Genomic DNA, 23478 nt, shown 5'->3' on the forward strand with positions numbered 1-23478 from the left:
CCGCCAGTGTCCTCAGCGTCCCCCGCTGCCGCGCCAGACGTCGTACTCGTCGTCGACTTCGGCGCCCAGTACGCCCAGCTCATCGCCCGCCGTGTCCGCGAGGCCCGGGTCTACAGCGAGATCGTCCCGTCGACGATGCCCGTGGCCGAGATGCTGGCCAAGAACCCCAAGGCGATCATCCTCTCCGGCGGCCCGTCCTCCGTGTACGCGGAAGGCGCTCCCCGTCTCGACCGCGCGATCTTCGAGGCCGGGGTCCCCGTCTTCGGCATGTGCTACGGCTTCCAGCTGATGGCGACGACGCTCGGCGGGACCGTCGACAACACCGGTGCGCGTGAGTACGGCCGTACGCCGCTGCATGTCTCCAAGACCGGCTCGACCCTGTTCGAGGGCACCCCGGCCGAGCAGTCCGTGTGGATGTCCCACGGCGACGCCTGCTCCGCCGCACCCGAGGGCTTCACCGTCACCGCGTCCACCGACGTCGTGCCGGTCGCGGCCTTCGAGAACGACCAGAAGAAGCTGTACGGAGTCCAGCACCACCCAGAGGTGATGCACTCGACGTACGGCCAGCAGGTTCTTGAGCACTTCCTTTACCGCGGCGCCGGCATCGAGCCGACGTGGACCACCGGCAATGTCATCGATGAGCAGGTCGAGGCCATCCGCGAGCAGGTCGGCGGCAAGCGGGCAATCTGCGGTCTCTCCGGTGGAGTCGACTCCGCTGTTGCCGCAGCTCTCGTACAGAAGGCCATCGGCTCCCAGCTCACGTGCGTGTACGTCGACCACGGTCTGATGCGCAAAGGCGAGACCGAGCAGGTCGAGAAGGACTTCGTCGCGGCAACCGGCGTCCAGCTGAAGGTCGTCGACGCGCAGGAGCGGTTCCTCGGCGCGCTGGCCGGGGTCTCCGACCCCGAGGAGAAGCGGAAGATCATCGGCCGCGAGTTCATCCGGGTCTTCGAGCAGGCCCAGGCCGAGATCATCGCCGAGGCCGAGCACGGCGAGGACGTCGCGTTCCTCGTGCAGGGCACGCTCTACCCGGACGTCGTCGAGTCCGGCGGCGGCACCGGCACCGCCAACATCAAGTCGCACCACAACGTCGGCGGCCTTCCCGAGGACCTCGAGTTCGAGCTCGTCGAGCCGCTGCGCAAGCTGTTCAAGGACGAGGTCAGGATGGTCGGCCAGGAGCTCGGCCTGCCCGACGAGATCGTTCAGCGCCAGCCCTTCCCGGGCCCGGGCCTCGGTATCCGCATCGTCGGCGAGGTCACCAAGGACCGCCTGGACCTGCTGCGCGAGGCGGACGCGATCGCCCGCGAGGAGCTGACCGCGGCCGGCCTGGACCGTGACATCTGGCAGTGCCCGGTCGTGCTGCTCGCGGACGTGCGCAGCGTCGGCGTGCAGGGTGACGGCCGCACCTACGGCCACCCGATCGTGCTCCGGCCGGTGTCGTCCGAGGACGCCATGACGGCGGACTGGACGCGCATGCCGTACGACGTGCTGGCGAAGATCTCGACGCGGATCACCAACGAGGTCGCGGACGTGAACCGCGTCGTCCTCGATGTGACCAGTAAGCCGCCGGGCACCATCGAGTGGGAGTAACCGGCTCCTAGGACCTCTAGGACTGCTCCAGTTCGAAGTCCTCGTAGTGGAAGCCCGGGGCGACGATGCAGGTCACCAGGACCGGCTCGTCGCCCGCGGGCTCCGCCGCCTGCCAGGTCCCGGCCGGGATCAGCAGCTGGGGCTGTTCGCCGGACTCCACCGCGGGGCCCAGGGTCAGGCTCCGCGTCTCGGACGGCTTCTCGTCCGTGCCGCCGAAGCGGAGGCGGAGCGGGCCGCCGCGGTGCCAGAGCCAGAGTTCGTCGGAGCGTACGCGGTGCCAGCGCGAGCTCTCACCGGGGTGCAGCAGGAAGTAGATCCCGGTGGCGTACGCGCGCGGGCCGGGGTAGCCGGGCGGGGTCGTCGAGCCCGCCGTCCTCCAGGTTTCCCTGAACCAGCCGCCCTCGATGTGCGGTTCGAGGCCGAGGAGCGGGACCAGCGGAGATGTCGTGTCGGTCATGAGCGCATTCTCGTACAAGGCGTGCCAAGTCTCTGGTCACTTCGGGTACCCGAAGGTAGCTTCCAGCCATGACTGAGACGCCCCCTCCCATCCCCGTCGAGCAGCTGCGCTTCGCCATGCCGCCTGTGCACGAGACCGTGGTGGACGAGCGGGCCCACCGCAAGGAGCGGCTCGCCGGGGCGCTGCGGCTCTTCGGGCGGTTCGGTTACGAGGACGGGGTGTCCGGCCATATCACCGCGCGAGACCCGGAGTTCACCGACTGCTTCTGGGTCAATCCCTTCGGTGTGCCCTTCGCGCAGGTCACGGCCGGTGATCTGATCCTGGTGAACGACGGGGGCCAGGTCGTCGTCGGGCGCCACCACGTCAACCAGGCCGCGTTCGCCGTGCATGCGCAGGTGCACCGCGCCCGGCCGGATGTCGTCGCCGTCGCGCACACCCACTCCGTGCACGGCCGGGCGCTGTCCGCCCTCGGTGAGCTGATCGAGCCGATCACGCAGGAGGCCTGCGGTTTCTACGAGGACCACGCGCTGGTCGACTCGTACACCGGAGTGATCGTGGACGAGGAGGAGGGCCGGCGGATCGCGGCCGCCCTCGGTGCGTACAAGGCCGTCGTCCTGCGCAATCACGGGCTGCTGACCGTCGGCGACTCGGTCGACGCGGCGGCCTGGTGGTTCATCTCGATGGAGCGCTGCGCGCAGGTGCAGCTCGCGGCCCGGGCGGCGGGCCCCGTGCTGATCGAGCACCGGGACGCGGTGGCCACGCGCGATCAGCTCGGCAGTGATCTGGTCGCCTGGATCAATTACCAGCCCTTGTGGAGGCAGATCAGCCAGGAGGAGCCGGGGCTGCTTCAATAGCCCCACAACCGGCCACGCGGTGGCCGGAGTCAATCTCGGCACGGCACATTCACCCGCCCTGGCCTTCGGCGCCGGAGCGTGGACCCCTTCCGTACGGCACAATTCCCAGGAATTGCACGGAAGTTCAGTCGGTACGCGGAAAGGGCGGCGTCGGTCGTGGCGGTGCAGGAAGCGGGACAGTGCGACGAATGCACGCACGGCGCGCGCGAAGAGCATCGGCGTGCCGTGGCGGCCTTCATCGCAAAGCGGGACGAACTCGCCGCCGGACAGGGACTGCCGGTCGCGCTCTCTCACTCGCCGAGCGCCTCGCGCCAGTGGGTGTCGGACGAGCTGTACCAGTCGGCCCGCACGGTCGCCGACCGCAGCCGCGAAGAGGGCGAGGCCTGGCTCCAACTGGTCTGGTGCCGCTCGCTGTTGATCGTCTGGGTGAGCGTCGGGGCGCTGGTGCTCGGTGAGGCGGCCACCGCGACCGGCGCGGGCTGGACCGGTGCCCGGACGGCAGGGCTGATCGCCGCCGTCGCCGTCGGCGGGCTGCTGACCGCGGCCGCGCGGCTGCACCGTTCGCGCGGCGGTCTCCTCGCGCCGCTGATCGGCGAGGACAACCGCCTCTCCACCTCCCGCGCCGTCGCCACCGCCTGGGTACTGCTCGTCGTCTTCGCGGTCCTGGTGCTCGCCGTCCAGCTGGCCGGTGCCTCCTCGGCCGCCGACCGGGACGCGCTGATCGAAGGGCTCGACCTGGCCCGGGGCGCGGGCCTGCTGTCCGTCCTCGCCCTGGTGTGTGGGATCGCCGTTGTCGTACGCGGTGTGGTGGCCGTGCGCGTCACGAACCGGCGGCTGCAGAAGGTCCGGGCCGACCGCCCGCGCCTCGCGGATCTGCTCTGCGACGACGGCGGGCGCGGCAGCTTCGCGGATGTGCAGTACGCGCTGGTCAGCGCCGTTGCCGTGACCTTCGCGCTGGTACGGCTGGCGCGGCGGCCCGAGCAGCTGCCCGATCTGCCGTGGGGGCTCGCGCTCCTGGTCGCGGTCTCGGCGGCGACGTACTTCGCCGGGAAGTACGCGGAGGGCGGCCCCCCGGTCGTCCTTTCGGTCGTACGGGCCCGTGAGGCCGGGGATCTGGATGCCCCCATCCGTACGGGCGACGACATCGAGATCCGCGGCGCGGGCTTCGTGCCGCCGGGTGCGGGTGCGCCCGACCGGCTGGCCCGGATGGTCGTCCGTATCGGCGCGGTGCATGTCCATGTCCCGCTGATCCCGGTCCCGGGCGGTTTTGCCAACCCGGCGGACACGGGTCTCACGGTGCAGGTCCCGGCCGAGGTCGAGCCCGGGCAGGTGGACGTCCAGGTGGTGACGGCGGCGGGCGTGGAGAGCAACCGCTGTCCGATCCAGGTGCAGGACTGACACATGTGAAGGCCCGACTCACCACACTCGTCTGTCACAGTGTGAGCCGCGCGGCTGGTGAGCGGCCCGGCTTCGTCGTACGTATGGTCAGTTGACGGGTCAACCGAAGGCGGGACCAGTGATGACACACACATATCGGACGACGGCCGGCTACGGACCGGTCGACGGCGGGCGCGGCGGCTGGAGAGAGAGGGCGAGCCGCTACGCCCTTCTGCCGCTGCGGATCTTCCTCGGCGTGACCTTCATCTATGCGGGCATCGACAAACTCACCGACAGCCAGTTCATGGCGGCCAGCGGCAGCGGCTCCATCGGAGAGATGATGCGCAGCGTGCGCGACACCTCCGCCGTGCCCGCCCTGGTCGATCTTGCGCTCAAGAGCCCCGAGGGCTTCGGCTATGCGATCGCCTTCGGTGAGCTGGCCGTCGGCATCGGCACCCTGGTCGGGCTGTTGGCCCGGCTCGCCGCGCTCGGCGGTGCGCTCATCTCGCTGAGCCTGTGGCTGACCGTGAGCTGGCAGACCGAGCCTTACTACTACGGCAACGATCTCGCCTATCTCATGGCCTGGCTGCCACTGGTGCTCGGCGGCGCCGCGGTGTTCTCTCTCGACGCCCTTCTGGCCGAGCGGCGGCGCCGGATTCCGTAGTGGATCCAGGTCACCGCCCCGGCCAGGAACAGACCGCCGAAGACGACCGGGAAGACCACGAACCAGGGTGTCTGCCAAGCGCCGGCCGCATCGCCCGCGTACAGCAGCGCTGCGGCCAGCACGGCGAGACCCGCGACCAGCTTGCCCGGCCTGAAACCATGCCGGAGTTCACGACGCGGCACGGGTCACCTCCACCTGTCCGATGCCCACTTCGAGGTTCAGCTCCACAGTGCCCGACGGCTTCGCCCCCGCGGGGGCCGGCAGCGTCTCCTGCCGCTCCTTGCCGGCCGAGACGTCGATGTCGTTCGGCGCGTCGTCGGGGAGACGGATGTCGCCAATGCCCGCCTCGGCCCGTATCTTCACCGGCGCGTTCTTCGGCACGACGACCTTGAGCCGGCCGGCCCCGACCTCGGCGCTCGTCGACACCGTCCGGCCCGTGGGCACGGCGAGGGACGACAGATCGAGCGTCGCGACGCCCGAACCCAGTTCGTAGTGCTCCTGCACGGCTGCGACGGTGGCGGGCTTCCAGCCCGTACGCACCCACTGGGTGCTGATGTCCTTGGGCAGCGCGGCCGCGCCCGCCAGCAGTACCGCCGTGATCATCGTCATCATGATCGTGCCGAAGCCGGTACGGCCGAGCAGCGAGCTGACCAGCAGGCCGAGCCCGAACACCGCCAGCGCGCAGACCAGTCCGATCTGAAGGCTGGTGCCCAGCGGATTGCCGTCCCAGCTGAGACCGGTGCCGAGACCGCCCGCGAGCAGGGCGAACAGGAAGACGGTGCCTCCGATTCCGCGTGGGCCGCGCGACTGCGGGGGAGCCGAGGACGTGCGCCGCGGGGGCGGTGCGCCGGCCTGCGCCGCCTCCACGACGGCATCCTCCGGACCCCACAGGTAGCCGGAAGGCACTGGGCCCGTCGTGCCGTCCTTGACGATCGGATCCCGCCACCACGAGGGGCTGTCGGGAGCGGGCGGCGCCTTGGTTTCCGGCGGTGCCTCGGCCACCGCGTGCGCCGTCGCCGCATCCAGCGGCGCCCCGCCGGGCGCGGTGACACGGCGGCGCTGCGACCACACGGCCGAGCCCGCGACCGCGATCGAGAGCATCGCGGCGAAGGCGAGCGTCCCGCCGTTGCTCAGCATCGACAGGAACACACCGCAGCCGATCAGTGCGAGCAGCACGGCCGCCAGCGAGGCGCCCTCGACCCGGCCCGACAGCACCCTGCGGATCTCGTTCTCCTCCTCGCCCTCCAAGGGGATCAGCAGCCAGGCGAAGCCGTAGAAGATCAGGCCGAGACCGCCGGTCACGGAGAGCACGCCGATCACGATCCGGAAGATCACCGGATCCACGTCGCAGTAACGCCCGAGCCCGCCGCAGACACCGGCCACGACCTTCTGGCGGGAGGCGCGGCGCAGCTGCTGCGCCTCGGGCGGCACATCCGGCTGCGCCTGAGGCGAAGTGGTCGGCTGAGTCATACGTCCATGGTGACGGGCCGCGCGCCCCGGCGGCACCCACCCCGACCCTGGCCGTTCCCTGATATCGGACGCGCGCCCCCGGGCGGGGATCAGGGTCGGTTTAAGGGACGACCCTGATACCGCGGCCTGTCCCCGCGTGTGACGATCGGAACATGCCAGTCGCCGCGCCCCGACCCGCCGGACCCTCCCGCGCCCCCGTGCCCGAGGAGCAGCCGCTGCGCAAGCTGTACCGCAGCGCGGACGGCCGGATGCTCGGCGGTGTGGCACGGGGTCTGGCGGGTCATCTGGGGCTGCCCGTCATCTGGGTACGGCTGGTCTTCCTCGGCCTGTTCATGGCAGACGGGCTCGGCGTGCTGCTGTACGCGGTCTTCTGGATCGTCGTGCCGCTCGGCGTCGGGGGCAGGACCGCCGAGCCGCGCTCCGTCTTCGAGACCACGGCCGACGGCAGACGCAGGCTGCGCAAACCCGACAAGGGCCAGCTCTTCGCGATGGTCGCGCTGCTCGTCGGCGCAGCGATCTTCGCGGGCAATGTGCAGATGGGCAGCAGCGCCGGCCGCTATGTCTGGCCGATCCTGCTGATCGGCGCCGGTGTGGTGCTGGTGTGGCGGCAGGCGGACAACGCGCGGCGCGCCCGCTGGACCGAGGTCGGCCGCCGCCGCAGGCTGCTGCAGCTCGGCCGAGCACTGGCGGGCGTGGCCCTGGTCGGCATGGGCCTGACCGTCTTCATCGTGGTCCGCGGCTCGGCCGCCCAGCTCGGCAACGTACTGACCGCGGCGATCGCCGTGATCGCCGGTGTCGCGCTGCTCGCCGGGCCCTGGCTGGTGCGGATGACCCAGGACCTCTCGGAGGAGCGGACGATGCGCATCCGGGCCCAGGAACGCGCCGAAGTCGCCGCGCACGTCCATGACTCCGTCCTGCACACCCTCACCCTGATCCAGCGCAACGCCGACGACGGGGGCGAAGTGCGCAGGCTCGCCCGCGCCCAGGAACGCGAGCTGCGGAACTGGCTCTACAAACCAGAGGGCACCGGCAAGGACGAGGACGAGGAACCCGACACCCTCGCCGACGCGGTGAAGAAGGCGGCGGCCGAGGTCGAGGACAAGCACGGCGTCCCGCTGGAGGTCGTGGTCGTCGGCGACTGCCCGCTGGACGAGAAACTGGTCGCCCAGATGCAGGCCGCACGCGAGGCGATGGTCAACGCGGCCAAGTACGGTGGCGAGGGCGGGGCGGTGCAGGTCTACGCGGAGGTCGAGGGCCGCACGGTCTTCGTCTCCGTACGGGACCGCGGGCCCGGATTCGATCCGGATTCGGTGCCCCAGGACCGGATGGGCGTAAGAGAATCGATCATCGGCCGGATGCAGCGCAACGGCGGCACGGCACGGCTTCGCTCGGTGCCCGGCGGGGGCACCGAGGTCGAGCTGGAGATGGAGAGGGCGGGCGAATGACCGAGACCGAGGCTGCGGGAGAGACCGCACAGCGGCGCGTACGGGTCGTGCTCGTCGACGACCACCGGATGTTCCGCACGGGCGTGCAGGCGGAAATCGGCCAGACTGCCACCACCGGCGTCGAGGTGGTCGGCGAGGCCGCCGACGTGGACCAGGCGGTCACCGTGATCACGGCGACCCGGCCCGAGGTCGTCCTGCTCGACGTGCATCTGCCGGGCGGCGGCGGGGTGGAGGTGCTGCGGCGCTGCGCCCCCCTCATGGGAGCCGCCGAGAACCCCGTACGGTTCCTGGCGCTGTCCGTCTCGGACGCGGCCGAGGACGTCATCGGGGTGATCCGGGGCGGTGCGCGCGGCTATGTCACCAAGACCATCACCGGTACGGACCTGGTCGACTCGATCTTCCGGGTGCAGGACGGGGACGCGGTGTTCTCGCCGCGGCTCGCGGGCTTCGTGCTCGACGCGTTCGCCTCGACGGACGCGCCGCCGGTGGACGAGGACCTCGATCGGCTCACTCAGCGCGAACGCGAGGTCCTGCGGCTGATCGCGCGGGGGTACGCGTACAAGGAAATCGCGAAGCAGCTGTTCATCTCGGTGAAGACGGTGGAGTCCCATGTGTCGGCGGTGCTGCGCAAGTTGCAGCTCTCAAATCGGCACGAATTGACGCGATGGGCGACGGCTCGTCGTCTGGTCTAGGCCCCGTTGTGAGGTAACTGGTACATAGCCGGGCAACCGACTGCGCCGTGATCACCTCTTGTTTTGCGTGATGAATTTGACGGGGAACACCTTCTTCGTGATCACGATCGTCCTGGTCGTGATCGCCGTACTCCTGCCGCTCCTGTTCTGGAGCCGGCTGCGCGGACCCGCAGTGGTGCGGGGCGCCGGCCGGCTGCTGATGGTGCTCTTCGCGCAGGCGACGGCGGTCCTGGTGGTGTTCGTGGCGGTCAACAACTCCAATGGCCTCTACGACAGCTGGGACGACCTGCTCGGTACGTCGAACCATGTGAACACGGCGGTCGACCTCGGCCCCAGCGGCACCGGCGGCAGGCAGATATCCTCGCTGCCGAAGCTGCGTCAGAAGTTCGACAAGGTCGACGACCCCCAGCTCGGCAAGGGGCTGCTCCGCACCCATCTCAAGGGCGGGATCTCGGGTGTGGAGGGCGAGGTCTACGTCTGGCTGCCGCCGCAGTACGACGACCCCGCCTACCGCAACAAGAAGTTCCCGGTCGTCGAACTGCTCGCCGGATTCCCCGGCTCCTCCAAGAGCTGGTTCAAGGCCATGAAGGCGCAGTCCAGGATCCAGCCGCTGATCGAGTCGGGCAAGGTCGCGCCCTTCATACTCGTCTCGCCCCGCACGATGCTGCTGGGTGCCTCCGACGCCGGATACGCGAACATTCCGGGCACGGTCAACGCGGACAGCTGGCTGACCGTCGACGTACGCAAGATGATGGCCGACAACTTCCGGGTCTCCCTCAGCCCCGACAGCTGGGCCGTCGCGGGCTACTCCGCGGGCGGGCACGGCGCGGCCAAACTGGCCTTCGCCCACCCCGACCGCTACCGCGCGGCCGTCAGCCTCTCGGGCTACAACGACCCGGCAGCGGAGAAGGACTCGATCACCGGCTCGGACCCGGACCTGCGCCGCGAGCACGACGTACTGAACATCCTGAAGTCGGCCACGAAGCCGCCGCGCGTCTCGCTGCTGGCGACGGGCGAGGGCGCGGACGGGTACCAGCCCGGTCTCGCACTCCTGCGTGCGGCCAAGGCGCCCACGAAGGTGGAGGTGCGCAGGACGACCGGCGGGCACCTCACCAAGGTGTGGAGCAGGGAACTCCCGTACGCGTTCGAGTGGCTCACGCGGCAGATGCATCTGCAGGGCATGACCAAGCCCCACGGAAAGGACCAGGGAGGGACCGTGGGACAGGCCAGGGGCCGTAGCGATGACCGGAAGCAGGAGCCGGAGCTGACCGACAGCGCCGCCGGACCGCTGGAGTAGCCCGCCGTGACGGCCCTGTGACGGCCATGGCGCCTACCGGGGCGACACGTCCAGTGCCATGTCGGTCTTGTCACCGACCCGCCGGTAGCCGATCCCCGCGTAGATCCGCTCGACGTCCGCGTCGCCCGGCTCCAGCCAGACGACCTTGCAGCCGCGGTCGAATGCGGTGGCGGTCAGATACGCGGAGAGGGCGGCGCCGATGCCGCGGCGGCGGTGCGACGCGGCAACCGCGAGACCGCACAGCTCGCTCATCCCGTCGACCGGAATGGAGCAGCCGCCCGCGGCGACCGTGGCCCCGTCCCTGTCGTCCGTGGCGACGGCCGCGACCCCGCCACCCTCGTGGGCCCCGCGGAGCCAGGCGATCTCGCCCTCGGTCGGCTCGCCCGTCTCGCCGTACGCGAGATGCTGCACGGCGGCCGCGGCCCTGAATCCGGCCGGGTCGCGGGGCTCGCTGATCGCTGTCCCGGCCACCGGCGCGGGCGGGACGAGGGAGCCGGGCGCGCAGGCCAGCAGCGGGGCGCGGTTGACGACCGCGAAGCCCGCGGCGAGCAGCGCGGGCTCGACCTCGGGCGCGCAGGACGGCAGGAACTCAAGACGCGGCATCCGGTCGCGCTCGCGGAAGACGGCGATCAGAGCGCCGATCTCTTCGGTGGTCGGCTCCGCGCCGTGGTCCGGTATGGCGTAATTCACAGGCGGGATCGCCCAGTTGGGGTCGTAGCGCACCGTGAAGGGGCCGACCCGCACATGGTCGGGCGAGCGGAGCGCGAGGGTGCGTACATAGTTCTGGACGTCGACGTCCACGTCGGGCTCCTGCCGCGTTCGGGATCTCGGGACGCCGGGGATCCTATGCGGGCCGGGTGGCTCCGGCGAAAGGCATTTCGTCGATCGGCGCGACCCGGACCGGGGCGCCGGGGCGGGGTGCGTGGATCATCTGTCCGCCGCCGATGTAGAGGCCGACATGGCTGATGCCGGAATAGAAGAACACCAGGTCACCGGGGGCGAGTTCGGAGCTCGACACACGCCGGCCCGCGTTGATCTGGGTGTACGTGGTGCGGGGCAGCGAGACTCCCGCGGAGCGCCAGGCGGCCTGGGTGAGCCCGGAACAGTCGAAGGAGTCGGGCCCGGTCGCGCCCCAGACGTACGGCTTGCCGAGTGCTCCGTAGGCGAAGGCGACGGCCTGCGCGGCACGGGGGTTGGGGGCCTGGAGGGAGCCGCGGGGGGCAGCGGAGCGGTCGGCGCGGGCGTCGGTCGCGGCGTCCCCGTAGCCTCCGTTGGACGTCCCCTGGGAGCTGTCGTAGGAGGCGCGCTGCGCGGCAGTGAGCTGGTCCAGCAGGCGTTCGGCGGCCGAGAGCTTCTTCTGGACGGTGGCCTTGTGCCTGGCCAGTTCGGTCTGCCGGGCTGTGAGCGCGCCCATCCGCTCGCCCGCCTCGGCCCGCAACCGGGCGATGTCCACGAGCTGTTGGTGCACTCCGGCGATGGCGTCGGCCTGACGGGTGCCGACCCGCTCGGCGAGCGCGGCCCGCTCCAGATACTCGTCCGGGTCGGAGGTCAGCGCGAGCTGCAGCGCCGGGTCGATGCCGCCCGCGCGGTACTGGGCGGTGGCGATCGAACCGAGCGCGTTGCGTGAGGTGTTGAGCGCCTCGGTCCTGCGGGCGGCCTCGTCGCGCAGCTCGTCCAGCGACCTGCGGGCGCCCGCGGTCTGTTCCTTGGCCCCGTTGTACTTCTCGGTGGCGGCCTCGGCCTCCTCGTAGAGCTTGTCGACCTTGGCCTTGACCTGTGCGGGGGTGAGGGCGGGCTCGGCAAGTGCGGTGCCGTTGAATGCGGTGGCTGTTGCGGCGCCTGCAAGCGCGAGGGTGGCGGCGGTCCGGGCCGCGGGCCCGGTGAGCGGATGCTGCTTCGGTTTCCGGTGCGCTGCCACGAGGGCGTCCACGTCCTTCTGTCGTGCCTGCGGTACGAGCCCGAGTCCGACGGCGGTCCGCACAGGGGGAGCGGTCCGCCGCCGGATCTCTCGGCGGTGGTGGCCGACGGCCGCCCGGGAGCTCGGCGGCGGTGGGGAGTCGGTCACCTGCGGAAGGACGCTAGACCTGGCGGTCACGGGGGAGGGGCGCAAGGACCGGTTTTGCCCGAAGGTGGACACCCTGGGCCGGTTTCTGGGAGCGGACCTGATGGCACCGGCCCGACCCCGCTACCGCTGTGACCGATGCGGCGAATGAGGCACACCTGCCCAAAGGGCGGTGGTATGGGGATCGTTAGGCTCCGCCTCATGGACGTACTCATCAATGTCTTCGTCGCCCTGCACATCATCGGTATCGCGTCGCTGCTCGGCGGTTTCCTCACCCAGATGAAGGCCATGGGGGCGGGCACGGCCCGCTTCAGCCCTGCGATGCTTCACGGCGCGCTGACGATGCTGGTCACCGGCGTGGTGCTGGTGGGCCTGAACCAGGCGGACGACCAGCCGGTGAACAGCCTGAAGATCGGGATCAAGCTGGCCGTGCTGGTGGTCATCCTGGGCCTCGTCTACGTCAAGCGGGACGAGGAGAAGGTCGACAAGGCGCTGTTCGGCGCGGTGGGCGGGCTGACGATCGCGAACATCTTCATCGCGACGCTCTGGACCTGATGCCCGGATGTCCGCGGTGCGCCACGGTGCGTCGGGGTGCGCCGGGCATGAGAACGCCCGGGCGCGCTTCGGAAGCCCGGGCGTTCGGCTGCTGCGGTGCTACGCGGGGCGCACGCTGCCGTAGATCGGCATGTAGTAGATCGACTCCTCGCGGACGTTCGTACCGGGCTTCGGCGCGTGGATCATCATGCCGTCGCCGATGTAGATGCCGACGTGGCTGACGTCGTCGTAGAAGAAGACCAGGTCGCCCGGGAGCAGATCCTTCGTCGCGACCCGCGTGCCCACGTTCACCTGGTCCCAGGTGGTGCGCGGCAGGTCCACGCCGGCCGCCTTCCAGGCGGCCTGGGTCAGCCCCGAGCAGTCGTACGAACTCGGGCCGGACGCTCCCCAGACGTACGGCTTGCCGATCTGGGCGCGGGCGAAGGCGAGGACCTTGTCGGCCTTGGCCGCGTAGGTGCTGTCGGCGGTTCCGGTGCTTGTACCGGTGCCAGTGCTGGTGCCGGTGTCCGTGCCCGTCCCGGTGCTGGTGTCCTGGCTCTGCGCCGCCTCCTGCTGCTGCCGCGCCGCCTCTGCCGCCGCCTCCTTGGCGCGGGCCTCCGCCTCCGCCTTGGCCTGTGCCTCGGCCTTGAGGCGGGCCTCCTCCTGCTTCTGGCGCTCGAGCGCGGCGAGCCGTTCCTTCTCCTCGGCGGTCAGCTTCGACAGCAGCGCCCGTGCCTCGGCGAGCTTCGCCTGGACTTCTTGCTTGCTGCTGCGCAGGGCCTTCTGCGAGAGCGTGAGCGACTCGAGCTTCTCGGTCGCCGCAGCGCGCTGCTTGGCGTCCGCGGCCCGCTGGGTCTCGTAGTCGTCGATCACCGTGCGCTGACGGTCGGTCATCCGGTCCATCAGCTGCGTCTGGTCGAAGTACGCCTGCGGGCTGTCCGCGAAGAGCAGCGCGGCGGTCGGCGTGACGGCTCCCGTGCGGTACTGCGTGGCCGCGTAGTTGCCCAGCACTCTGCGCGACTCGTTCAGCTTCTCGGTACGCGTGGCGGCATCGTCGAGCAGCTCGTCGACCTCGGCCCGCTTCGCGTCGGTGGATTCCTTGGCCTTGTTGTACTTCTCGGTCGCGGTGCCGGCCTGCCGGTACAGGTCGTCGACCTTCTTCTGCACCTCCTCGATGGAGGGCTTCGGCTCGGTCGGCGCGGCATTGGCGCTCTGCGTCGACAGCAGCGTGACGCCGGCGATGGCTGCCGTCGTGAGCCCGACGGCGGGTGAGGTCGTGGTACGGCTGCGTTCCTTGCGATGCGACGCCAAGGCCGGCATCTCCTTCTTCCGTGGACCGCCTACCGGGTTAGCTGTCGGGTTCGGGCGGAACGGAAGATCGCCCTACGGACCGGATGGGTGCGGTCCGATTCACCCCGGTTGTGCATGGTGGGTCCCCGGTTCCGAACTTCCTTGCGGAAAGCCCGAATTCGGCGCAGGCTGCCCGATGTGGCGCGGATCGCCAGGGGGATACGGGCCGCCTGGTCGAGCACCGTAGCCAACTCGTGTGGTCGCTGTGAAGGTTGATGTTCGATATGCCCGATACATTTTCGTGACCTTGCCGATCGGCGGACCCGTACGTTCCGGAAGGTGACCCGGCGACATGGCCGGATCACGCAGGGTTGCGAAGGTCACGCAGGGTGGTGGCCGGATGCGGCGGCAAGCTGTCAGTGCGGCGGCCTAGACTCGTAGAGCGATGAGCAGCCTCTTTGACGACAGCTTCCTGGCGGACCTCCAGCCCAGCTCGGAGCACCCTCCGCCGCCGCCCGAGGACCCGGCCCCGGAGGAGATGCCCGACGATCTCTTCCAGGGTGCCTTCGACGTGCCCCCGGCCCGGGATCCGTACCACCGCGACGGCGCCCCGCGCACCGTCGTGGACCCCGCCGCCCTCCTCGAAGGGCTGAACGAACAGCAGCGCGCCGCCGTCGTGCACACCGGCTCGCCGCTGCTCATCGTCGCCGGGGCCGGATCCGGCAAGACCCGGGTGCTGACCCACCGGATCGCGTATCTGCTGGGGACGCGCAGCGTTCACCCCGGCCAGATACTGGCGATCACCTTCACCAACAAGGCCGCCGGCGAGATGAAGGAGCGCGTCGAGCAACTCGTCGGGCCGCGCGCCAACGCCATGTGGGTGTCCACCTTCCACAGCGCGTGCGTCCGCATCCTGCGCCGGGAGTCCAAGAGGCTCGGCTTCACCTCGTCGTTCTCGATCTACGACGCGGCGGACTCGAAGCGGCTGATGGCGCTGGTCTGCCGGGACCTCGATCTCGACCCCAAGAAGTTCCCGCCGAAGGCCTTCAGCGCCAAGATCTCGAACCTGAAGAACGAGCTGATCGACGAGGAGACCTTCGCCGACCAGGCTGCCGACGGTTTCGAGAAGACGCTCGCCGAGGCGTACCGCATGTACCAGGGCAGGCTGCGCGAGGCCAACGCCCTGGACTTCGACGACATCATCATGACGACGGTGCATCTGCTCCAGGCGTTCCCGGACGTCGCCGAGCACTACCGGCGACGTTTCCGCCATGTCCTGGTGGACGAGTACCAGGACACCAACCACGCTCAGTACACGCTCGTACGCGAGCTGGTGGGGACGGGGTACGAGGACCTGCCGCCTGCCGAGCTCTGTGTCGTCGGCGACGCCGACCAGTCGATCTACGCCTTCCGCGGCGCGACCATCCGCAACATCCTCCAGTTCGAGGAGGACTACCCGGACGCGACGACGATCCTGCTGGAGCAGAACTACCGCTCGACGCAGACGATCCTCTCCGCCGCCAACGCGGTCATCGAGCGGAACGAAAGCCGCCGCCCCAAGAACCTGTGGACGAACGCGGGCGCGGGCGCGCAGATCACCGGCTATGTCGCCGACACCGAGCACGACGAGGCGCAGTTCGTCGCCGACGAGATCGACCGGCTGACGGACGCGGGCGACGCGAAGGCGGGCGACGTCGCCGTCTTCTACCGTACGAACGCTCAGTCCCGTGTCTTCGAAGAGATCTTCATCCGCGTCGGACTGCCGTACAAGGTCGTCGGCGGAGTGCGCTTCTACGAGCGCAAGGAGGTCCGGGATGTACTGGCGTATCTGCGGGTCCTCGCCAATCCGGAGGACAACGTCCCGCTGCGCCGGATCCTGAACGTCCCCAAGCGCGGCATCGGCGAGCGCGCCGAGGCGATGATCGACGCACTCGCGCTGCGCGAGAAGATCACCTTCCCGCAGGCGCTGCGCCGCGTCGACGAGGCGTACGGCATGGCGTCCCGCTCCGCGAATGCCGTCAAGCGCTTCAACGTGCTGATGGAGGAACTTCGTACGGTCGTCGACTCGGGCGCCGGCCCGGCGGTGGTGCTGGAGGCCGTCCTGGAGCGCACCGGCTATCTCGCCGAGCTGCAGGCTTCGACCGACCCGCAGGACGAGACGCGTATCGAGAACCTCCAGGAACTGGCCGCCGTGGCCCTGGAGTTCGAGCAGGACCGCGCAGAGGAAGAGGGCGCGGGCACGCTCGCCGAATTCCTCGAGAAGGTCGCGCTCGTCGCCGACTCCGACCAGATCCCCGACGAGGACGAGGACGGCTCCGGCGTCATCACGCTGATGACGCTGCACACCGCCAAGGGCCTCGAGTTCCCCGTGGTGTTCCTGACGGGCATGGAGGACGGCGTCTTCCCGCACATGCGCGCCCTCGGCCAGGCGAAGGAGCTGGAGGAGGAGCGGCGGCTCGCCTACGTCGGCATCACGCGTGCCCGCGAGCGTCTGTATCTGACACGGTCGTCGATGCGCAGCGCCTGGGGCCAGCCCTCGTACAACCCGCCCTCGCGCTTCCTGGAGGAGATCCCGGGGCAGCACCTGGAGTGGAAGCGGACCGGCCCGATGGCCGCGCCCGCGGGGCCCACCTCCGGCATCACGTCGTCGCTCTCGTCCTCGCGCTCCCGCTCGGGTGGCGGTGCGTCGGGCTTCGCCACGCGGCGTGCGAGCGACAAGCCGGTGATCTCGCTGTCGGTCGGTGACCGGGTCACGCACGACCAGTTCGGACTGGGGACCGTGGTGGAGGTGACGGGGTCGGGCTCGGACGCGCAGGCGACGGTCGACTTCGGGGACACCAAGCCGAAGCGGCTGCTGCTGCGGTACGCGCCGGTCGAGAAGTTGTGAGGCTGTGGCCTAGGGCGTGTTTTAGGCCCTAGGCGGGGTCGAGGCCGTGGCTGCGAAGCCACGGCAGCGGGTCTATGGCCGAGCCGCCGCCGGGCCGGACCTCGAAGTGGAGGTGCGGTCCGGTGGAGTTGCCGGAATTGCCGGAGTACGCGATGACGTCACCGGCCTTGACCGAACCGGAGCGGATCTTGGTGCTGCTGAGGTGGCAGTACCAGGTCTCCGTGCCGTCGGCCGCGGTCACGATGGCCATGTTGCCGTAGGCGCTGTTCCACTGCGTACGGACGGTACCGTCGGTCGCGGCCCTCACTTCGGTGCCGTACGACACCGGGAAGTCGATGCCGGTGTGCACGGACATCCAGTTGACGCCGGCCTGTCCGTAGTAGGCGCTCAGGCCCTGCTGCTTCACCGGCAGCACGAACTTGGGGCGCAGGGCCTCGCGGCGCCTGGCCTCCTCCTCGCGTTTCTTCTTCTCCGCTTCCTGGCGCGCCTTGAGATCGAGGCGTTCCTGGGTGCGGGAGGCGCGGTCGCCGAAGTCGCGGGCGTCGGCGCTGAGAGCGGCGAGCTGCGTGTCCATCTTGTTGTTCGCCGCGACGGGCTTCACGGAGGACGGATCGGCGGCCGCGAGGCTCTTGGAGTCGTCCTTGGTGTCGGTGCCGAGATTGCCGACGGAGGCGGCGGCGATGCCCGCGACGCCCATCACGCAGGCCGAGGGGACGGCGACGGTCAGGAGGGCGGAGCGCTTGGCGGGGCTACGGCGACGGCCGCGGGAGCCGCCGGAGCGGCGGACGGGGCGGGGGGTGACGGCGGCGGAGGCGGGTTCGGGTTCCGGCGCGAAGTCGGATGCGAACTCGGACTCGGGGTCGTGCTCGTGGTCGGCGTCCGGTTCGTCGTCGGCCTCGGAGCCGGTCTCGGCATGGGCCTCGGCGTCGAAGTGAGCCTCGTCGAACTGGGCCTCGGCGTCGAAGTAGGTCTCGGGCTCGGGCTCGGCCGCGAAGTGGGCCGTTTCGTAGTCGGCCGCCGCGAACTCGGTCGTGAACTCCTGCTGGAAGTCCGGCTGGAAGTCCTGCTGGAACTCGGTGGTGAGGCCGTCGTACGTCGCCTCGCCGTGGGACTCCGGCTGGAGGTACTCGTGCTCCGGCGTGAACTGCTGCGGTACGACGGGCTGCGCGCCCGCGTTCCACGCGGTGGCGTCGTAGGTCCCGGTGTCGAAGGCGGGCGCCGCCCACTGCCCGGTGGTGTCGTACGCGAACGTCGCCGCGGCCGTTTCGTACTGACCCGTCTGCGCGGTCTGGTTCCACGCGTTGGCGTCCCACTGCCCGGTCGTGTCGTACTGGACCGCGGAAGTGTCGTACTGCGGGAATTGCTCGGTGTACTGCGGCTGTTGTGCCTGCTGCACGCCGTAGACGTCGTAACCGGCGGTCTGCTGCGACCCGGTGTCCCACTGGGTGCTGTCGTACTGGCCGCTGTGACCCGCTTCGTAACTCCCGGGGAGCGCACCGAAGAGCGGGTCGGCGTCGAAGCTGCCAGTGGTCGAATACCCGTCGTATCCGACGTACCCGGCGTGGGCGTGCTGGTCGTTCACCAACTTCTCTCTCGCCTCGGCAGCAGGACCTGGGTTCTGGGGCCACGGGGAGCGGAGGACCCAGAGGGGAAAGCAGTGGCGCGACTGTACCCGGCGGTACGCGACGGCGACAATCTTCGGCAGGTTTTAGGCAATCAGGAAACGGGCATTCGGCCGTCTTTCGGCGGACTGCGGGCACAGCTTTGATCCTACGTTCGAAATGCGTTCGACCATTGGTTGCCTGGTGCTACGCCGATTCACGCGACGGAGACGGCTCCCGAGGCGGCTGCCGCCGAGTCGCTCGACTCGAGGGCCTCCCGGATCGCGGCCGCTACGGCGGGGTGGACCGGCAGGGCGAGATGTCCGATTCCGCTGACACGTACGTTCTGCGCGATGAGGTCGGGGTGGTCCATGCAGGCCGTCTCGACCGGGACCATGATCTGGTCGAGATCGCTCCAGAAGCTCACAAACCGGGTGCGGCACCCGGGAGCGGGCCTGGTCAGCTCCTCGATCACGGCCGAGCCGGGACGCATCTGGCGCACGATGGGGTGCGCACTGGCGAACGGGGCCACGGCGGTGCCCGAATGCGGCGTTCCGAGCGTGACCAGGGTGCGTACGCGCAGGTCGCCGCCGAGGCACTGCACGTAATAGCGGGCGATCAGACCGCCCAGGCTGTGCCCGACGATGTCCACCTCGCACCGGCCGGTACGTGCGCAGATCTGCTCGATATGGCGGCCCAGCAGCTCGGCAGCCGTGCGGATGTCGCAGGTCAGAGGTGAGTAGTTCAGGCACTCGACGTGCTGTCGGCCGTGCCGGGCAAGGGCGCGGCGCAACAGGACGAAGACGGAGCGGTTGTCCACGAAGCCGTGGAGGAGCACGACGGGCGGGTGGACCGGGCCGCCGGTCGGGAGCAGTGCGGCGTCGGAGGGGTGGGGCTCCGGATCCGGTGCCGGGGTGGGCGCGGGGCGCTCCGGGGTCAGGCCGGTGGGGTAGAGCAGCAGATGCCCGGCGAGGATCGCCAGCTCGAGGGCGGTGGCGCGCAGCAGCGCGGCGGATATTCGCAGGTCTCGGACGGGGCGCAGACACAGCGGAAAGAAGGGGAGCACCCTCATGGCCGACCTCCCGTACGGCACGCCGGAGGACGGCTCCGTCCCCCGTGTGCCCTCATGGGAGCTGTCGCAGGTACTGTGCGGCCCCTGGCCCGAACCGGGCCAGGGGCCGGACGGCGTCGTCCGCCGTGCCGCGCGGCTGACGGCACGGGGAACGACCCTGTTGCGGCTCCCGTAGCGACCGTCCCCGCGGCGGTGGTGCGGCTTGTGTTCCGCCAGATGCGGGTACGTCGCATAGCGAACTTGTCCCACGTGTGATTTCCCCCTCGCTGCCCACCGCGAAACGGCCGGGTGCGGGATGCTGGAGATAACGTTCGTTCACTTCCCCGGGCCTGAGTCGGCGCGGGACCCGTGCCCAGTGCGGCGCAGTCGGTATGTGGAGGCAGTGATGGGTGTGACCGGTCCGATCCGTGTGGTGGTGGCCAAGCCGGGTCTCGACGGCCACGACCGGGGTGCCAAGGTGATCGCGCGGGCGCTGCGCGACGCGGGTATGGAGGTCATCTACACCGGCCTCCACCAGACCCCGGAGCAGATCGTCGACACGGCGATCCAGGAGGACGCGGACGCGATCGGCCTGTCCATCCTGTCCGGCGCGCACAACACGCTCTTCGCGAAGGTGATCGCGCTCCTGAAGGAGCGCGAGGCGGAGGACATCAAGGTCTTCGGCGGCGGCATCATTCCGGAGGCGGATATCGCTCCGCTGAAGGAACTGGGCGTCGCGGAGATCTTTACGCCGGGAGCGACGACGGCGTCGATCGTCCAGTGGGTCAACGCGAATGTGCGGGAGCCGGCGGGCGCGTAGCGCTCAGCGCGCGGCGGGGGCGGTTCGGGGCGCGGGTGCGCGGGTGCGCCTGCGGCGGGCCTTGTCCCCGACCCGCCCTCCCCCAGACTCCGTCCGGGGGACCCCCAACCTCCCCGTATGCGACCTTCGGCCGCATGTCCTCAAACGCCGGACGGGCTGAATACTCAGCCCCGTGGGGGTCCAGCCGGACGAAGTCTGGGGGAGTTTGAGGCGCGGGGGTTCGGGGGCCCCGCAAAGGGGGCCGGACGGAGCCCCGGGTCAGAGCGGTGTACCCGCAAGCTCCGTCCTCATCGTCGCGCGCAATCGCAGTGTCGACACCAGTCGCTGGAACGCCTCCGACCAGTAGCCTCCCGCCCCCGGCGACGCCCCCTCCGTCTCGTCCGGGGTTGCCGTCAGCAGCTCCAGGCGGCTTGCCTCCGACGGGTCCAGGCAGCGTTCCGCCAGGCCCATCACGCCGCTGAAGCTCCACGGGTAGCTCCCCGCGTCCCGCGCGATGTCCAGCGCGTCGACCACCGAGCGGCCCAGCGGCTCCGCCCATGGCACCGCGCAGACGCCGAGGAGCTGGAAGGCCTCCGACAGGCCGTGCGCCGCGATGAACTCCGCCACCCAGGCCGCCCGCTCGCCTGCCGGAAGCGTCGCGAGCAGCTTCGCCCGCTCGGCGAGGGACGAGGTGCCCGGACCGGTCTCCGGCGGGGCGGCCGGAGCGCCCAGGAGGGCGCGGGACCACTCCGCGTCGCGCTGCCGCACCGCCGCCCGGCACCACGCCGCGTGCAGTTCCTGCCCCCAGTCCTCGGCGACGGGCAGGGCGACGATCTCCTCGGCCGTGCGCCCGCCGAGCCGCGCCGGCCAGGTGGACAGGGGGGCCGCCTCGACCAACTGGCCCAGCCACCATGACCTTTCGCCCCGGCCCGTCGGCGGGTTGGGCACCAGCCCGTCGCGCTGCATGTCCGCATCGCATTCGTGCGGTGCCTCGACCGCGATCGTCGCCGCGCCCCCGCCGGCCCCGTCCCCGCTGCGGTCCAGGCCGACGCAGGACGCCGCCCGGGCCGCCATCCGTACGGCGAGCGCGGAGTGTGGCAGTGCGGACAGGAGTTCGGCCGCCGTGGCGCGGACATTGCGGCTGCGGTCGGACAGGGCCCGCTCCAGGAACGGCTCGTCCTCGCCGGACAGCCCCGTACGCAGGGAGTCGAGGAACATCAGCCGGTCCTCGGCACGCTCTGTGCCCCACGTCGCGGTCAGCAGCGCCAGCGCGGCTCCTGCGTCGTGCACCCGCACCGCGGCCAGCAGGGCGACGCGTTCCGCGAACAGCCCTTCGTCCCACAGCCGTTGGACCGCCTCGGCGTCGGTGACATCCGGCAGCACGGCGCTCCCGGACGCGCCGCGCAGTGCGAACTTCCACTCCGGGTTGAGCCGGGCCAGCCACAGCCCGCGCGACCCGGCGAAGGCGAGGACATGCGGTCGCAGGTCGGTCCGCGCCCGGGCGGCGTCGAGCAGCGCGGGAAGCAGGGACGGCGGCGCCTGGTAGCCGTGCTCGTTGGCCGCGGCGAGCCACTGCGGGAGCAGCTCGGTCAGATCGGGTGCCGTACCGCGACGCCCGCCCGCCTGGGAGGGGGCGGACCGGTCGGCCAGCAGCTGGGCGAGCCTGCGCCGCGCGGCCACGGGCAGCCGCGGTCGTGCGTCGTGCGGCGCGGGCTCGGGACGGTCGGCCGCGAGTGCGGGCAGCAGTCCCGCCCTGCGCCGTACGGTATGGAGCGCCGCGGCGTCCAGCAGTGCGGCCGGGGCGTCCTTGCCCGGGGTCAGGACCGCGTCCGGCGGCGTGCGGCGGTCGGTGCCGAGCAGGGCCGCGGTGACGAGTTCTTCCCAGGCCGATGTGCTGGTGATGCCAGTCATGGGGTCCTCCGTACGTTTCAGATCAGCGGGACCGTCTCGGACCCGTCCTCGGACCAGGCGGCGAGCGGCGAGAAGCCCTGGTGGCCGCACTCGCCGAAGACGGTGACCGGGCCGCCGCCGGAGACGGCCACGAGCTTCAGCAGCCCGGAGCGGGCGAGCGCCGCGGGCGCGACGGGCAGCGCGGTCTTGCCGTCGGCGTCGGCCAGTTGCCACCCTCCGTCCGACGGAACGGGTATGACGCGGCTCAGCGTCACCGGCCAGGAGTCCAGCCAGGGGTCGTTCCGCAGTGCCTGCCCGTACGCCTCCAGAGCCGCCGCGGTCGGGCCTCCCGGCGGTGGCGACGTGATCGGAACGGGGGCGCCGAACTGCTCGCCCAGGTCCGCCCGCAGCTGTCCCGCACCCGCGTACGGAGTGAGCTCGGCGTCGATCATCAGCCCCACCGGCAGGGCCTGCTGCGGGGACCGTCCCGCCGCGCCGAAGGAGAGCAGCAGTGCCGTGCGCCCGGACTCGCGTCCGGACAGCCAGATGCGCCGGGTGGTGATCTTGCCGTCCGAGGAGTCGTACTGAGCGAGGATCAGCCAGTCGTCCCGCACCGCCGTACCCTCGGCGGGCGAGGTGAGACCCACCCGGGTGCGAACCGTCGCGGCCAGCGGCTGCGGCAGCCGCTCGATCCCCAGCCAGGCCGCGTCCAGCAGATGGATCAGCGCGCACTCCTCCAGCAGCCGCACCGGCCAGCCGGGCCCCGAACCCGGTATGGCCCCCAACTCACGCACCCGGCCCGCCAGTCCGGGAGCCTGCGCGTCGACCATGCGGGCCGCTGTCTCCTCCCACTGCCCGTACCCCGCCTGCTCGGCCGCGGCCAGGCCACCGCGCAGCAGGTCGGACAGTCGCTGCTCCAGCTCGGTCGCCCCCGCGGTGATCCGCTCCGCCCGGCGCTCGGCCCTGCGCCTGGCTGCCTCGGGATCGGCGGTCTTCGCCGCCTGCCCCGCGCCCGCTCCGCTCTGTTCCTTGTCCGTGGCGCGCTTTCTGCGCCCCTCCAGCCACTCCTCGGCCCAGTCCGGCGTACTCGCGACCTGCACGGCGTCCTCGTCCGCCGCCCAGAGCAGCAGCAGCCCCAGCGCGTGCTTGCACGGGAACTTCCGGCTGGGACAACTGCACTTGTACGCCGGGCCGGTGGTGTCGACGACGGTCTGGTACGGCTTGCTGCCGCTGCCCTTGCACAGACCCCACACGGCCCCCGAGCCGCTGCTGCCCGCACCGGACCACGGCCCGGCCGCACCGAGTTTGTTTCCCGCTTTGCGTGACGCGTCGTCAGGAGCCAGTGCCAGCACCTGTTCCGACGTCCAGCGCACCCCCAGCTGATTCATGAGGACGACGCTACGGGTCAGCACTGACAATGGCTCTGACCTGCGGATACTTATCGAGCGAGGTCGATTGTCAGTGGCATGGTGCACCGTGGAATCCACATCGGGTCGAACGATCTGGAACCGATCTGGA

At 70.6% G+C, this 23478-nt stretch carries 20 protein-coding genes and 1 riboswitch; of the genes, 11 read left to right on the forward strand and 9 right to left on the reverse strand.

Features of this window, described 5'->3' with window-relative positions; all coding sequences use genetic code 11:
- The first annotated feature begins 6 nt into the window (after positions 1 to 6).
- Entirely contained in the window at positions 7 to 1590 is a 1584-nt protein-coding gene (gene guaA / locus OG741_RS24355; RefSeq protein WP_405601200.1) for a glutamine-hydrolyzing GMP synthase, read from the forward strand.
- A gap of 16 nt (positions 1591 to 1606) precedes the next feature.
- On the opposite strand, the gene OG741_RS24360 is transcribed toward guaA, so the two are convergent.
- Positions 1607 to 2047: a cupin domain-containing protein gene (locus OG741_RS24360; RefSeq protein WP_405601202.1), complete on the reverse strand. Its 441-nt coding sequence runs from the start codon at positions 2045 to 2047 to the stop codon at positions 1607 to 1609.
- Between the two features lie 68 nt (positions 2048 to 2115).
- On the opposite strand from OG741_RS24360, the gene OG741_RS24365 reads away from it, so the two are divergent.
- From OG741_RS24365 to OG741_RS24375, 3 genes are all read left to right on the forward strand, one after another.
- A complete protein-coding gene (locus OG741_RS24365) occupies positions 2116 to 2901 on the forward strand; it encodes a class II aldolase/adducin family protein (RefSeq protein WP_405601205.1) in 786 nt (261 codons plus the stop codon).
- 156 nt (positions 2902 to 3057) lie between these two features.
- On the forward strand, positions 3058 to 4299 hold the full coding sequence (locus tag OG741_RS24370) for a hypothetical protein (RefSeq protein ID WP_405601208.1): 1242 nt from the start codon (positions 3058 to 3060) through the stop codon (positions 4297 to 4299).
- A gap of 121 nt (positions 4300 to 4420) precedes the next feature.
- Entirely contained in the window at positions 4421 to 4942 is a 522-nt protein-coding gene (locus OG741_RS24375; RefSeq protein WP_405601210.1) for a DoxX family protein, read from the forward strand.
- 168 nt (positions 4943 to 5110) lie between these two features.
- Here OG741_RS24375 and OG741_RS24380 read toward each other — a convergent pair whose 3' ends face one another.
- A complete protein-coding gene (locus tag OG741_RS24380) occupies positions 5111 to 6412 on the reverse strand; it encodes a PspC domain-containing protein (protein ID WP_405601213.1) in 1302 nt (433 codons plus the stop codon).
- A 152-nt stretch (positions 6413 to 6564) separates the two neighbouring features.
- On the opposite strand from OG741_RS24380, the gene OG741_RS24385 reads away from it, so the two are divergent.
- From OG741_RS24385 to OG741_RS24395, 3 genes are all read left to right on the forward strand, one after another.
- Positions 6565 to 7857 carry an ATP-binding protein gene (locus OG741_RS24385; RefSeq protein WP_266486689.1) on the forward strand — a complete coding sequence of 431 codons (1293 nt, stop codon included), beginning with the start codon at positions 6565 to 6567 and terminating at the stop codon, positions 7855 to 7857.
- On the forward strand, positions 7854 to 8549 hold the full coding sequence (locus OG741_RS24390) for a response regulator transcription factor (protein ID WP_266486690.1): 696 nt from the start codon (positions 7854 to 7856) through the stop codon (positions 8547 to 8549). Before OG741_RS24385 ends, OG741_RS24390 begins: the two co-directional genes overlap by 4 nt.
- A 70-nt stretch (positions 8550 to 8619) precedes the next feature.
- Complete coding sequence (locus OG741_RS24395) at positions 8620 to 9846, forward strand: alpha/beta hydrolase (protein WP_405601216.1); 1227 nt, start codon at positions 8620 to 8622, stop codon at positions 9844 to 9846.
- Positions 9847 to 9879: 33 nt separating this feature from the next.
- Here OG741_RS24395 and OG741_RS24400 read toward each other — a convergent pair whose 3' ends face one another.
- Positions 9880 to 10647: a GNAT family N-acetyltransferase gene (locus tag OG741_RS24400; protein ID WP_405601219.1), complete on the reverse strand. Its 768-nt coding sequence runs from the start codon at positions 10645 to 10647 to the stop codon at positions 9880 to 9882.
- A gap of 43 nt (positions 10648 to 10690) precedes the next feature.
- Complete coding sequence (locus OG741_RS24405) at positions 10691 to 11764, reverse strand: NlpC/P60 family protein (protein ID WP_405605741.1); 1074 nt, start codon at positions 11762 to 11764, stop codon at positions 10691 to 10693.
- Positions 11765 to 12109: 345 nt separating this feature from the next.
- Between OG741_RS24405 and OG741_RS24410 the strand changes: the two genes are divergently transcribed.
- The gene (locus tag OG741_RS24410) at positions 12110 to 12463 is read left to right on the forward strand and encodes a hypothetical protein (RefSeq protein WP_405601221.1); all 354 of its coding nucleotides are present in this window, start codon (positions 12110 to 12112) and stop codon (positions 12461 to 12463) included.
- Between the two features lie 99 nt (positions 12464 to 12562).
- Here OG741_RS24410 and OG741_RS24415 read toward each other — a convergent pair whose 3' ends face one another.
- Positions 12563 to 13762, reverse strand: coding sequence for an NlpC/P60 family protein (locus OG741_RS24415; RefSeq protein WP_405601223.1), 1200 nt, complete (start codon positions 13760 to 13762; stop codon positions 12563 to 12565).
- A gap of 2 nt (positions 13763 to 13764) precedes the next feature.
- Positions 13765 to 13927: riboswitch (cyclic di-AMP (ydaO/yuaA leader) on the reverse strand.
- 250 nt (positions 13928 to 14177) lie between these two features.
- On the opposite strand from OG741_RS24415, the gene pcrA reads away from it, so the two are divergent.
- The gene (pcrA, locus tag OG741_RS24420; protein ID WP_405601225.1) at positions 14178 to 16619 is read left to right on the forward strand and encodes a DNA helicase PcrA; all 2442 of its coding nucleotides are present in this window, start codon (positions 14178 to 14180) and stop codon (positions 16617 to 16619) included.
- Between the two features lie 28 nt (positions 16620 to 16647).
- On the opposite strand, the gene OG741_RS24425 is transcribed toward pcrA, so the two are convergent.
- Both OG741_RS24425 and OG741_RS24430 read right to left on the reverse strand, forming a co-directional pair.
- Positions 16648 to 18201, reverse strand: coding sequence for a M23 family metallopeptidase (locus tag OG741_RS24425; protein WP_405601227.1), 1554 nt, complete (start codon positions 18199 to 18201; stop codon positions 16648 to 16650).
- A gap of 236 nt (positions 18202 to 18437) precedes the next feature.
- Positions 18438 to 19292 (reverse strand): esterase/lipase family protein, encoded by an 855-nt coding sequence (locus tag OG741_RS24430; protein ID WP_405601229.1) that lies wholly within the window; start codon positions 19290 to 19292, stop codon positions 18438 to 18440.
- On the opposite strand from OG741_RS24430, the gene OG741_RS24435 reads away from it, so the two are divergent.
- Both OG741_RS24435 and OG741_RS24440 read left to right on the forward strand, forming a co-directional pair.
- Positions 19291 to 19467 carry a hypothetical protein gene (locus OG741_RS24435; protein ID WP_266486699.1) on the forward strand — a complete coding sequence of 59 codons (177 nt, stop codon included), beginning with the start codon at positions 19291 to 19293 and terminating at the stop codon, positions 19465 to 19467. The two genes, OG741_RS24430 and OG741_RS24435, sit on opposite strands and share 2 nt — an antisense overlap.
- A gap of 210 nt (positions 19468 to 19677) precedes the next feature.
- Positions 19678 to 20091, forward strand: a complete 414-nt coding sequence (locus OG741_RS24440) for a cobalamin B12-binding domain-containing protein (protein ID WP_405601231.1) — start codon at positions 19678 to 19680, stop codon at positions 20089 to 20091.
- Between the two features lie 258 nt (positions 20092 to 20349).
- On the opposite strand, the gene OG741_RS24445 is transcribed toward OG741_RS24440, so the two are convergent.
- Together OG741_RS24445 and OG741_RS24450 are read right to left on the reverse strand one after the other, a co-directional pair.
- Complete coding sequence (locus OG741_RS24445) at positions 20350 to 21981, reverse strand: DUF5691 domain-containing protein (protein ID WP_405601233.1); 1632 nt, start codon at positions 21979 to 21981, stop codon at positions 20350 to 20352.
- 17 nt (positions 21982 to 21998) lie between these two features.
- Positions 21999 to 23348 carry an SWIM zinc finger family protein gene (locus OG741_RS24450; RefSeq protein WP_405601236.1) on the reverse strand — a complete coding sequence of 450 codons (1350 nt, stop codon included), beginning with the start codon at positions 23346 to 23348 and terminating at the stop codon, positions 21999 to 22001.
- Positions 23349 to 23478: the final 130 nt, after the last annotated feature.

It is taken from the genome of Streptomyces sp. NBC_01410 (assembly GCF_045040195.1).
In the GTDB taxonomy this organism is placed as follows: domain Bacteria; phylum Actinomycetota; class Actinomycetes; order Streptomycetales; family Streptomycetaceae; genus Streptomyces.